At 32.3% G+C, this 12,294-nt stretch carries 12 protein-coding genes; 3 read left to right on the top strand and 9 right to left on the bottom strand.

From position 1 onward, the window contains the following. Positions 1 to 918, top strand: a complete 918-nt coding sequence (locus ACN0WY_RS04930; protein WP_417799688.1) for a PorP/SprF family type IX secretion system membrane protein — start codon at positions 1 to 3, stop codon at positions 916 to 918. Between the two features lie 17 nt (positions 919 to 935). Here the strand turns inward: ACN0WY_RS04930 and ACN0WY_RS04935 are convergent, their stop codons facing one another. The 5 genes from ACN0WY_RS04935 to ACN0WY_RS04955 are packed head-to-tail and all read right to left on the bottom strand — an operon-like array spanning position 936 to position 5,251. Further along, positions 936 to 1,745: a DNA/RNA non-specific endonuclease gene (locus tag ACN0WY_RS04935; RefSeq protein WP_417799689.1), complete on the bottom strand. Its 810-nt coding sequence runs from the start codon at positions 1,743 to 1,745 to the stop codon at positions 936 to 938. Continuing rightward, complete coding sequence (locus ACN0WY_RS04940) at positions 1,746 to 2,189, bottom strand: acyl-CoA thioesterase (protein ID WP_417799690.1); 444 nt, start codon at positions 2,187 to 2,189, stop codon at positions 1,746 to 1,748. A 34-nt stretch (positions 2,190 to 2,223) separates the two neighbouring features. Further along, the gene (locus tag ACN0WY_RS04945; protein ID WP_417799691.1) at positions 2,224 to 3,291 is read right to left on the bottom strand and encodes an ABC transporter permease; all 1,068 of its coding nucleotides are present in this window, start codon (positions 3,289 to 3,291) and stop codon (positions 2,224 to 2,226) included. Then, the gene (locus ACN0WY_RS04950; RefSeq protein ID WP_417799692.1) at positions 3,284 to 4,549 is read right to left on the bottom strand and encodes a mechanosensitive ion channel family protein; all 1,266 of its coding nucleotides are present in this window, start codon (positions 4,547 to 4,549) and stop codon (positions 3,284 to 3,286) included. Before ACN0WY_RS04950 ends, ACN0WY_RS04945 begins: the two co-directional genes overlap by 8 nt. Positions 4,550 to 4,561: 12 nt before the next feature. Continuing rightward, positions 4,562 to 5,251, bottom strand: coding sequence for a queuosine precursor transporter (locus tag ACN0WY_RS04955; protein WP_417799693.1), 690 nt, complete (start codon positions 5,249 to 5,251; stop codon positions 4,562 to 4,564). Positions 5,252 to 5,316: 65 nt separating this feature from the next. Here ACN0WY_RS04955 and fabD point away from each other — a divergent pair, with 65 nt between their 5' ends. Continuing rightward, a complete protein-coding gene (gene fabD, locus ACN0WY_RS04960; RefSeq protein WP_417799694.1) occupies positions 5,317 to 6,201 on the top strand; it encodes an ACP S-malonyltransferase in 885 nt (294 codons plus the stop codon). 76 nt (positions 6,202 to 6,277) lie between these two features. Here the strand turns inward: fabD and ACN0WY_RS04965 are convergent, their stop codons facing one another. From ACN0WY_RS04965 to ACN0WY_RS04975, 3 genes are all read right to left on the bottom strand, one after another. Continuing rightward, positions 6,278 to 6,472, bottom strand: coding sequence for a hypothetical protein (locus ACN0WY_RS04965; protein WP_330488449.1), 195 nt, complete (start codon positions 6,470 to 6,472; stop codon positions 6,278 to 6,280). A gap of 271 nt (positions 6,473 to 6,743) precedes the next feature. Next, positions 6,744 to 7,145 (bottom strand): MFS transporter, encoded by a 402-nt coding sequence (locus ACN0WY_RS04970; RefSeq protein WP_417799695.1) that lies wholly within the window; start codon positions 7,143 to 7,145, stop codon positions 6,744 to 6,746. Between the two features lie 16 nt (positions 7,146 to 7,161). Further along, a complete protein-coding gene (locus ACN0WY_RS04975) occupies positions 7,162 to 8,289 on the bottom strand; it encodes a DegT/DnrJ/EryC1/StrS family aminotransferase (RefSeq protein WP_330488447.1) in 1,128 nt (375 codons plus the stop codon). Between the two features lie 195 nt (positions 8,290 to 8,484). On the opposite strand from ACN0WY_RS04975, the gene ACN0WY_RS04980 reads away from it, so the two are divergent. Beyond that, on the top strand, positions 8,485 to 10,908 hold the full coding sequence (locus ACN0WY_RS04980) for a hybrid sensor histidine kinase/response regulator (protein ID WP_417799696.1): 2,424 nt from the start codon (positions 8,485 to 8,487) through the stop codon (positions 10,906 to 10,908). On the opposite strand, the gene ACN0WY_RS04985 is transcribed toward ACN0WY_RS04980, so the two are convergent. Then, positions 10,901 to 12,238: a sigma-54 dependent transcriptional regulator gene (locus ACN0WY_RS04985; protein ID WP_330488445.1), complete on the bottom strand. Its 1,338-nt coding sequence runs from the start codon at positions 12,236 to 12,238 to the stop codon at positions 10,901 to 10,903. The two genes, ACN0WY_RS04980 and ACN0WY_RS04985, sit on opposite strands and share 8 nt — an antisense overlap. Positions 12,239 to 12,294 lie beyond the last annotated feature (56 nt).

The raw sequence follows: 12,294 nt of genomic DNA on the forward strand, positions 1-12,294 counted from the left end.
ATGAAAGAGATAAGGAACTATATTTTACCATTTATTTTTATGATGGTATTTCAGAATAATTGGGGACAACAGACAGCTTTGTATCCAGAGTATAATTACAATCCGTTCATTATAAACTCAGCTTACACAGGAATGTCTGATGGGGCAGAAATTACACTTAGCAATTACGGTTATATAAATAGTATTGAAGGAAGTCCCAGAACATTATCATTAAGTTTTCATTCTCCTATAGCTAGGAAGAAAATGGGAATAGGAGGAGCTATTGTAAGAGACAAAATAGGGGTAAGCACTTATACAAATGCATATGCTGCATATTCGTATAAAATATTTTTTGATACGGCGGTTGATAGGCCTTATTGGCAGCATTATAACGAACATGTCATATCGTTTGGTCTAACAGCGGGAGTTCAACAGTTTCATGAGAATCTGTTAGAGTTAGGAATTACTGACGACATAGAGTTTTCAGAAAATATGAATGTAACGGTACCAACCGTAGGTGTTGGGTTTTTGTATAACCATGCAGATTTTTATGCAGGGGTTTCGCTACCAAATCTTTTAGGCGATAAATTAGCATCTAGAGACGATTTAAATATATCAAACCCTATTTATGGTTATTTCGGATATCGTTTTTTTACCAATCGATTTGAGGAAGTAATGATTAAACCTAGTGTTTTTTTTAAATACGAAGGAGGTGCACCAATGCAAGTTGATGTTAATGTAGCTGTTAACTATAAAAATAAATTTGAAATAGGTACAGGTTATCGAAGTAGTTCCTCAATTAATTTTTTAGCAGGTATTTATGCTCTAAAAAACTTAAAATTTGTATACTTCTACAATGCTGCGTTTAGCGATTCAGTGTTAGGAAATAGCCATGGAGTTGTTCTATCGTATGTTTTTGAGAAAAAACACAGATATTAAAAAGGAAAGGAGTTTTTTTACCTAAAACTCCAATTTTTATAATTAGCAGAAGCCTCTAGTGGATGTTCAATAGTATCAGGTAATTCAGGGAAGAAATCAATACCTGTTTTTTGTTCCAATTCATCAATAGAAACTACAAAATCAGATAGCGGTTTGTTGCTTTCCCTATGTGGAAGTAAAAAAGCAATGACTTTAATTTCAGGTTGAGTATAATCTAATAAAACTTTATAAAAATAATTAGGAACACTTACTTTTTCCTTCCCTATAGTTTTCAAATTAGATTCTAAAACACCGCCAGTAACAACATACAAACGATTATATTTTTTAGCCCAATAACGAGTTTTTTGTTCTAACTTGTTCCAAATTCCAGCATTGAAATCGTGGTTTTGAGGAGAGATGTTTGAGGTGTAAAAAGTTTCATCATGAGCACTTTTAGAGGCACGTCTATCACCAGCAGGACATAAGTGCCCCTTGTCATAACCAGATCTTTTATAATTTCTCCAATCTGCTGATTTTGTCTTCACTTTAGGATCAACAATAAAAAAAGGACGTTTGTGATTGGTATAAACAATATCACTTTTATTTAAAGAATACGCAACCCACTCAGCTTGCTCATGCTTTTCACTATACGATAACTGGTAGCCATTATGTTTTATAATGACTCCAGTTGTTGAGGTAGGAAAGTAGTTGAAGTTATCAGTTGTATTGTTGGCTGTTTCTGTTGTTGGTTGAGAAGAGTTTTTAGCTTCTTCTTTTTGCTGTAACCAATAACCTACAAGCAAAGCAACAATGGTAATAACGACTTTTATTTTCCTTGAAGTACTCATTTAATTACCTAAAACAATTTCTTTAAAGTTCTCTGTTTTTTCAACCTCGTTAAAAATTTCTTGAAACTTAACAGGAGGTACCGTTAGTTTACGTTTAACTAAATCTAACCAAGCACCATAAACTGTGATAATAGCAGAGAGCTTCCCAGCTTCGTTAAAAACCTCATGTTGAATTTTCCATCGTTCTCCTTTGCTAGACAATCCGGTAACTTTTAGGTTTACGGTTATATCTTCACCCATGTGTATCTCACGCAAAAATTTGGTGTTCTCTTCAAATAAAATAGGCCCTACGTTTTCCTTTGTAAAATCTTGGATGGTTACATTATGCTCCTTAAAAAAACGCAAACGTAATTCAGCAGCGTAATCATTGTATGCGGTATGACGCATGTGTATGTTGGCATCAAAATCTGCCCATCGTGTTTTAAATTCAACACTAAAACTCATATCAAAAAAATTTAAGAAAGCGAATTTACAAATTTTAAGCTTTTACATCCAAAGCATCGCGAAGTGTATTTCCAATTAACATAAATGCCATAACCAAACTCATAATGGCAATTCCAGGAATGATAGCTAAATAGGGTTTTCCAAGAATAATGTAATTGTAGTGATTTTTAATCATGGCACCCCAAGAAGGAGTAGGGGGTTGCGCTCCGATACCCAAGAAACTCAAGCCGCTTTCAATTAAAATAGCAGCGGCAAAATTAGCAGCAGAAATAACAATGATAGGGGCTAAAATATTCGGTAAAATATGGTTAAAAATAATTCTAAAGTCAGAAAAGCCTAGAGCTTTAGCAGCTTCTACATATTGTTGTTGTTGGGTAGTAATTACTTGGCCCCTAACTACACGTGCAACTTCTACCCACATAGTTAGTCCCACCGCAATAAAAACCTGCCAAAAACCTTTTCCTAAAGCTAATGTAATAGCGATTACTAATAAAAGTGTTGGAATAGACCAGGTTATATTAATAAGCCACATAATGAAATCATCAACTTTCCCTCCAAAATAACCAGCAATGGCTCCAATAGGAATTCCTATTAAGAGTGAAATAAACACAGCTATAAACCCAATAAAAAATGAAATTCTAGCACCAATTAGTAACCTGCTTAACAAGTCACGACCGTATTTATCTGTTCCTAAATAAAATGTTTTTTGCTGGATGTATTGTTCATAGGAAGCGGGAAACTCTTTTGGTAAACCATCGGAGTATTTAATAACTTCTAACTCATTGTTGCTAACAGAAAACGATTGTATAGGGATTTCTGTTGATAAATTTTGTTTTCCTTCCATCAAAACAGAAAACCACGATTGTTGGTTTTTTACTTTTGAAGGAATGCTTAGTAGTTGAACAGAAAAACCAGGAGGTTTAGAATGAATTTCTAAATGCATTTGATTAGCAGAGTTGCTGTTGTCTGGAGCTAAAGCATAACAAAAAACAGCCATAAATCCGCATAATACAACATACCAAAAACTAAGCACCCCCGTTTTGCTGCGTTTAAATTTTTGGATGGCTATGTGCCATAAAGAGGTACCTATGGTGTTATTCACTTTCTTTAGCTTCTTTCAAGTTAGCAATATCAATACTTGAGGGGTTTTGAAAAACTTCCAAATCAAAATATTTTACTGAAGCTAAAATATGATCAAAAATATTAGCCATAACTCGTTCATAGTCTACCCAGTTTTTTTCCCTGCTAAAGGCATAGATTTCTAGCGGAATCCCATTAGGGGTGGGTTCTAACTGACGAGACATTAGCAGCATATCTTGGTTAATTTTTGGGTGATTTTCAATGTATTTATCTAAATAGATTCTAAAAGATCCAAAATTAGTAAGATTTCTACCGTTTAATATCAGAGATTTGTCAACATTGTTTTCTTCGTTATATTTTTTAACTTCGTTGCTGCTTTTTTCAATGTAGTCAGAAATTAATTCAATCTTTTTAAAGCGCTCTATATCTTCATCACTAAGAAAGTGAATACTATTTATTTTAATTAAAATTGACCGTTTTATGCGTCTACCGCCTGAAGTATTCATCGTTCTCCAGTTCTTAAAAGAATCGGACGTTAGATAATAAGTAGGGATACTAGATATTGTGTTGTCAAAATTTCTAATAATCACCGAAGTAAGATTAATCTCAACCACATCACCATCGGCACCATATTTTTCCATGGTAATCCAATCTCCAATTCTAACAGTATCGTTTACCGCCACCTGAATACTAGATACAAAACCAAGAATGGTATCTTTAAAAATTAATAACAATACTGCTGAAAAAGCTCCTAATGCAGTTAAAAATCGGATTAAAGGTTTTCCTGTTAATACAGAAAAAGATGATATAGCAGCAATGAGCCACATGATTACCATAAAAATTTGCACATAACTTTCTAAAGGTTTGTCTTTAAAAGCATTGGTGGTGCGAAGAAAGTCTTTAACACTTAATAAAACACTACGTATAAACCAAACAATTGCAAAAATAATAGCAATGGTAGCAATACGTTCTGCATAGGTAAACAAGTTAGGGAAATCGACTAGAATATCTTTTAAAAAATTAAAAACAATAGTAAGAATAACAATTCTAGAAAGGTTTAAAAAGGTTTTGTTTTTAATAAGCATATCATCAAAACTAGTTGATGTTTTTGCAGCCATTTTATTAACTGTTCTCCTACCAACATATCTAAAAATTTTGAATAGGATATAACCTAAAATTCCAAATACAACAAGGTTTGCAACTAAGTTTAGATGAATGGCAAGTGTTTCTGAGAGTGAAAAATGCTCTTTAAAAATTCTATAAAAAGACTTATTTAACATAGTAGTGTTAGATTAAAATTCTGTGATTTCTTCTCCCATTTGCAAGCCGAACTTTTTTCTAAACCAATATACAATAACATACAAAATAGGAGTGTCAAGCGCTGCTATAATGATTTTGAATAAAAAACCGCTAAGTAAAAGGCTGCCAAAAATAGGCCAAGGAAGTATTTTAAAAGAACTCAATAAAAATAATACGGTAAAAGTATCTATAAATTGTGATAAAAAGGTAGAAAAATTATTGCGAAGCCATAAATGTTTGCTTTTCGTCAATCTTTTCCAAAAATGAAAAATACGAATGTCTATAAACTGAGCAGTTAAGTAAGCTAGCATAGATGCTAATACTGCCAACGGTGAAAGTCCAAAAACTTTGGTAAAGGTTTCATTACCAATAGGCGAGCTATCAATCGCAGGAGCATAATCAGCTACTAAAATGATTATCATAGAAAAAAAGGAAGCAAAAATACCTGCTACAACAACTTGATTGGCTTTTTTCTTTCCATAAATTTCAGAAAGAATATCTGTAATTAAAAAAGTAATAGGGTAAGGAAGTATTCCAACAGATACTTCAAAACGAAATAAATTAAAAGGCTCCCAATAAAAAAACTTCTGAAAAATAAGGTTTGAAGTTACTAGGGAGGCTATAAATAACGAAGCTAAAATTAGGTAGATAAGTTGTGCTTGGGATTTTTGTTGTACAGTCATAAAACGAAGATAGTAATTTTAAAAGTTGTATGTTTGCAGGGGTAAATAAACAACAAAACAAACAAATGAAAGCGTATATTTTTCCAGGTCAAGGAGCTCAATTTACAGGAATGGGGTTAGATTTATATGAAAATTCTCCCTTAGCTCAAGAACTTTTTGAAAAAGCCAATAATATATTAGGATTTAGTATTACCGACGTAATGTTTGAAGGTACTGCTGAAGAATTGAAAGAAACCAAGGTTACACAGCCAGCTATCTTTTTACATTCAGTAATTTTAGCGAAGGTTTTAGGAGACGATTTTAAACCAGAAATGGTAGCAGGTCATTCTTTAGGAGAGTTGTCAGCATTGGTTGCCAATGGTGTATTGTCTTTTGAAGACGGGTTAAGATTGGTTTCTAAACGTGCTTTGGCAATGCAAAAAGCATGTGAAGTTCAACCGTCTACTATGGCAGCAGTGTTAGGCTTAGAAGATGTTGTAGTTGAGGAAGTTTGTGCTTCGATTGAAGGAGTAGTAGTAGCAGCAAATTATAACTGTCCTGGACAATTAGTGATTTCTGGAGAAATTGAAGCCGTTGAAAAAGCATGTGAAGTATTAAAAGAAAAGGGTGCTAAAAGAGCATTGCTTTTACCTGTAGGAGGAGCATTTCACTCACCAATGATGGAACCAGCTCGTGAGGAGTTAGCAGCAGCGATTGAAGAAACTACATTTAATGAACCTATGTGTCCAGTATACCAAAATGTGGTTGCAAAAGCAGTAACAAATCCTACTGAAATTAAAGAAAATTTAATAGCACAATTAACAGCTCCGGTAAAATGGACACAATGCGTACAAGCTATGATTGCCGACGGAGGTACTGAATTTGTTGAAGTTGGCCCAGGGAAAGTTTTACAAGGATTAATGCGTAAAATAGATAGAAGTGTAGCTGCTAGTGGTGCTTCTTTAGCGTAAATCGTAATTATAATATTTTAATATAAAAATCCCGTTCGAAAAGAACGGGATTTTTGTTTTGTGAGAAGGAAAGTTGTTACCTAGCTAAAACACAATCTTCACAATCTTTAATTTCCCCATAGTAGGTTTCTCTGTATTTGTGTACCGTTTCTATTGGTATAATATTTAAAAACATTTTTTTTATGTAAGTAACATTGGTGTGTAACTTACCCATTTTTCTTGAAAATCGTTTTTCTAAACGTGTCTCTCTTTTAATTTTAATCAATTTCATTATTCTAGTATCATTTAATTAGGGTACAAAGTTAAAAAGCTTAAAGTGTAATGCCAATTAATAATGGTTAAAATATTAAAAATCAGTTCATAAATACACGTTCTTAAATTAGAAGTGTGCTATTTTAAGAATATGATAACAAGAAGCAGAAACAATTCACAAATTAGAAGTGTAAAAAAGCTGTTTTTTACTAAAATGAATAAAAAATCACTCAAAACTGATTAAAAATAATCAAAAATGAGTGATTTTTTGTCTTTTTATATAAGAAACCTTAGCTTCTGATGTCTAAGGTTTGGAATATTTGTGTTTTTTTGGGTGCTAAGAGAATTAAATAAATTAACAAGATTACTCCTAACAGTAAAAAATCAGGTTTTAAAATTAACATCAAAAAGCAGGCAGCTTCAATAATAGCCCATCTAGCTATAGAAGCGGTTTGATAAATTGCAAGCTTTTCATCATTGCTAGTATCATTTTGAATTTTTCTCAATATGTTTTTAAACATGAAGTTACTAGTAACGTAAGCTATTGCAGGAATAAAGGCATAGAATAAAGACGAATTATCAATCACCATATCAAAGATGGTTTTAAAATTCCCCAGAATTGTAAATGCAAGAGTAACTCCAGCAACTAAAGCAAGATGGATAATTTTTAAGGTTTTAATTTTTTGATCCATAAGGTTTCAGCCTGAATTATTGAATGAAATCATTCACAGTTTTAGTAATAAACGCTAATTGTTCTTCATCTAATTCGGTATGCATTGGTAATGAAATAACTTCATTTATTAATTGGTTGGTTACCGTGAAATCTTCTTCATTGTATCGATCATCTTGATATGCTTTTTGTGCATGTAGTGGAACAGGATAATAAATAGCATTTGGAACTCCGTTGTCTAATAAGTACTGATGCAACTCATTGCGTTTTCCATTGGTAATTCTCAATGTATACTGATGAAAAACATGTGTTGTAAAATTACTTATAGTAGGTGTAACGATGTTTGGGTTATTGGCAAACGCATTTGAATAATAGTTAGCAGCTTTTCTACGTGCATCACAATAACCATCTAATAAAGGTAATTTTGCTTTTAATACAGCAGCCTGAATAGAATCTAAACGAGAATTTACTCCAACAACATCGTGGTAATAACGCTTGTACATTCCGTGGTTAACCATTCCTCGAAGTGTATGCGCTAATTCATCATTATTGGTAAAAATCGCACCACCGTCACCATAGCAACCTAAGTTTTTAGAAGGGAAGAAAGAGGTAGTACCAACATCACCCATAGTTCCTGCTTTCTTCTTCGTTCCGTTAGAAAAAGTATAATCTGCTCCAATGGCTTGGGCATTATCTTCTATTACAAATAAATTGTGTTCTTTAGCAATCTCTAAAATAGCTTCCATGTTAGCACATTGTCCAAATAAATGAACAGGAACAATAGCTTTTGTTTTAGGGGTAATTGCCTTTTTTAAAGCTTCAATGTCAATATTAAAAGTATCTGGTTCAACATCAACTAAAACAGGTGTTAAATTTAATAAACCAATTACTTCAACTGTTGCAGCAAATGTAAAGTCAGCAGTAATTACTTCATCACCTGGTTCTAAACCTAAGCCCATCATAGCTATTTGCAAAGCGTCGGTACCATTGGCACATGGAATTACGTGTTTAACGCCTAAATAATTCTCTAAATCTGCTTGGAATCCATGAACGTACGGTCCGTTAATATATGCTGAAGAATTTAGAATCTCTTGAATTGAAGTATCAACTGTATCTTTTATTTTTTGATATTGACTTTGTAAGTCAACCATTTGAATTTTTCTCATTTTGACATGATTTTATAAACATCAAAAATACAAACTATCTTTCATTGTTAGGAGGTCTTTACTGAAAATAATAAAAGGAAAACCATATGTTTTGTATAAGACTACACAATATGTTTAATAAATAAAAAACAAAGCAACAAAGGTTACATATTGGCGTTTTGTACAAAAGAGAAACTAAAGATAATTACTATTTGAATGAAAACATCTAAACGTAAAATAGCTTTTAAAGTTTTAATTGGTTATGCCACTTTGGCGGTCTTAGCTGTTATTTCAGGGATCTTGTTGTTTTCAGAAATAAAAACATACATAGAAATACAAAAGCAAGGGGTTTCCGATAGAAATAATATTATACAAACAGGAGGTTTAATTGCCGATATATATGAAAATGAAAATTTAGGAAGAGCCGCTATTCAGTTAAATTCCTATAAGCGATACAGTGAGTATGTAACGGAGAATAAGACACTACTAAAAAAAATTGATTCACTTAGTTTTCTTGCAAAAGATATATCTAAAAAATCAATTCTAGATAGTGTTAAACTAGTTTTAAATAAAAAGCGAAAAAACATAACGAGTTTAAGGCGGTTAAACCAAAGAAATGCTTCAGAAAAATCAATAAATGAAGCTATAGATAAATTAGGGTCTATAGATTCATTACTGGGAAAGGGTTCAGTAAAGGATCTTGTGGATGACCCAGAGGTGTTTAATAAAAAAACAGGATTAAGCTTGGAAAGATATCTTAAGTTATTTGATCGTGAAGATGAAGAAAAACCTGTTAATGCTGAAGAACAAAAGCAAATAGACTCTTTAGTTTCTGCTTCTAAAGAAATACTTCAAAAAGCTCAAAGAGAAACGACTATTAAACGAAAATTTTTGCGGATAAAAGAAAGGGAGTTAATTGAAAACGACATTACAATATCAAGAAAATTGCGGGAGGTCTTAAGTGTGTTAGAAAGAGATGTTATTTTTAATGCAAACCAAGCTCATAAAAAGCACGAAGAAACGCTTGGACGTAGCAAGAACATTATTCTACTTGCTACGGGGGTTGGATTTATTATCATTGTACTTTTTTCAATAATCATATTAAACGATTTTTGGAGGAGTCAGCATTACAGACAAGAGTTAGAAAATGCCAATGCTGTAACCTCGTCACTTTTAAAAAGTAGAGAACAGTTAATATCTATGGTAAGCCATGATTTAAGAACTCCTTTAAGTACTATTTCTGGTTTTAGCGAATTATTGCAAAAATCAACCACCAGTGTAAAAGAGAAAAATTACATAGTACATATTCAAAATGCATCAGTATACATGGGGCAGCTTGTAGGAGATCTTTTAGAGTTTTCTAAATTGGAAAATAGTAAAATAACAATCGAAGCAGTTCCTTTTGACTTGAGGAGAAATATAGAAGAAGTGGCCAATAGTGCTAAAAACCTAGTTCAGAACAAACCAATTTCTGTATATGTTAAACACGATGAAAAAATAAACTCATTAATTGTAAGTGATCCTTTTAGAATAAAACAAATACTATATAATTTAGTAACCAATGCTTGTAAGTTTACAAAGCAAGGTTCTATAACAATACAGAGTAAATTAAGAAAGGTAAAAGAACAAAACTATATAGAAATTAGAGTAATTGATACAGGAGTTGGAATAGATAAGGATAAGCAAGGGAAAGTATTTAAGGAATTTACACAAGTACATGAAAAAGAAAACGGACAACGTGGATTTGGGTTAGGGTTGACTATTTCTAAAAGACTAGCAGAACTTTTGGGAGGTTCCTTATCTCTACAAAGTAGTCTAGGAAAAGGAAGTAGGTTTTCGTTGTTTGTGCCTGTTACTTTAGCTGAAGGAAAATTAAATAAAAATGAAGTAGCCCCCAAAAAAGAAACACTTAACATTCATGCTGTGATAGTAGAAGATGATGCTTCTTTGAGGGCACTTTTGAAAAATGTTTTAGAAGGACTTGGAGTAACAGTAGTATCTTTTGGGAATGCTCAAGAAGCATTAAAAGAAATAGATAATAGTACGTATGATTTGGTTTTGACCGATATACAACTCCCTAAAATGAACGGTATTCATTTTATGGAGACTTTAAAAAAACATAATTCGTATAAAGGGCAGCCAATCATAGCAATGACTGGAAGGACAAATTTACCGGAAAGCGAATATATTAAAAATGGATTTTCAGATGCATTGATTAAACCTTTCCACTCTAAGAGGTTGAAAGAAATTTTACATCGATTTTTTAATGTAACAATACAAGATAATGCTAAGGCTGATTGTCGGATTGATAATAAAAGAACAAATAGTTTTGACATTACTTCCTTGAAAATATTTTTGAATAACGATGAAGTAGAGATAAAAAAAGTACTACAATCTTTTTTAAAAGATACAGAAGAGAATGTGGTGTTGTTAGAGGAGTTTATTAACAAGGACGATTTACAGGGAGTTAGTAATGTTAGCCACAAAATGTTGGGGATGTCCAAGCAGTTAAAAGCGACTAAATTAATCGCTTTTTTAGAAGAGTTTGAGGTTGGTAATAAGGTAAGTACAACTTTATGGAGCAATTTTGAGAAAGAAGTAGCAACATTTTTAACTGAACTAAAAGCTTACCTTAATTAATTTGATGTTCTTTTAGTTTGTTGTATAGGGTTTTTCTAGTGATATTTAAAAGTTTTGCAGCTTTGGTTTTGTTGTTTCCAGCTTCATGCAAAGCTCTAATAATAAGTTTCTTTTCATTTTCTTTGGTAGAAAAATCATTGAATAGGTGATGTTGGTTTTCGCTATTTTTCAGCTCTTCGGGTAAAGCATTTTTTTCTATGATTTCAGTTTGAGATAAAAGAGTGGCTCTTTTGATAACATTGGATAGTTCTCGTAAGTTTCCTGGCCAATTATATTGTTGAAATAAAGCTAGAACTTCCTGAGAAAATCCAGCAATGGATTTGTTGAGCTGTTTGTTCGCTTTTTCTAAAAAGAAGTCTGCATAAAGAATTAAATCATCTTTTCTATCTTTTAAACTAGGAACTTTTATCGAGAACTCATTTAAACGATGATACAAATCTTCTCTAAAATTCCCTTTTTCAACAGCTAATAATAAATCTTCATTGGTAGCGGTAATCAAACGAATGTCTACCATAATTTCTTTACTACTTCCAACAGGTTTAATCTTTCGTTCTTGTAAAGCGCGTAACAATTGTACCTGACTTTCATAGTTTAAGTTTCCAACTTCATCTAAAAAAAGAGTTCCCCCATTTGCAGCTTCAAAATGCCCTATTTTATCATTAATAGCCCCAGTAAACGATCCTTTTTGGTGTCCGAAAAACTCACTTGAAGCAATTTCTTTAGGAATAGCTCCACAGTCTACTGCAATAAAAGGTTTGTCTTTGCGTAAACTTTGGGTATGAATAGTGTTTGCAACAACTTCTTTACCAGTACCGCTTTCTCCTGTAATCAGAACAGACATATCGGTAGGGGCTACTAAATGAATATGTTCGTACAAACTTTTAGAAGCAGCACTTATACCAGAAACAATATTAGAGTTCGTATTAAAGGTTCTTTTATTATCCTTTTTTGTATGAGTAGCTTCTTCAGGTTTAACATCAAGAGCATTGCTAATCACTTCCAAAACTTCATCAGGATTAAAAGGCTTGGAAATATAATCAAAAGCCCCTTGTTTCATTGCCTGTACTGCCGTGGAAACTTCAGCATAACTTGTCATTAAAACAACAGGAATATCACTGTCGGTATTTTTACTCTGTTTCAATAAATCAATACCATTACCATCTGGAAGACGTAAGTCGGTAAAAATTAAATTATAAGAATGTTCTTTTATCAGAGTGAAAGCATTTTTAATAGTATAACTAACCTCTACAGTGTATTGATGTCGCTCTAAAAAATGTTTTAACATATTAGAAAAAGTAACATCATCCTCTACCAATAAAATCTTTTTCATAAAAAATGTTTATTCTAAATTGTTTGTATAATTAAACTCTTTGTAAAAATAAAAAG

The organism is Tenacibaculum sp. (genome assembly GCF_048269885.1).
Taxonomy (GTDB): domain Bacteria; phylum Bacteroidota; class Bacteroidia; order Flavobacteriales; family Flavobacteriaceae; genus Polaribacter.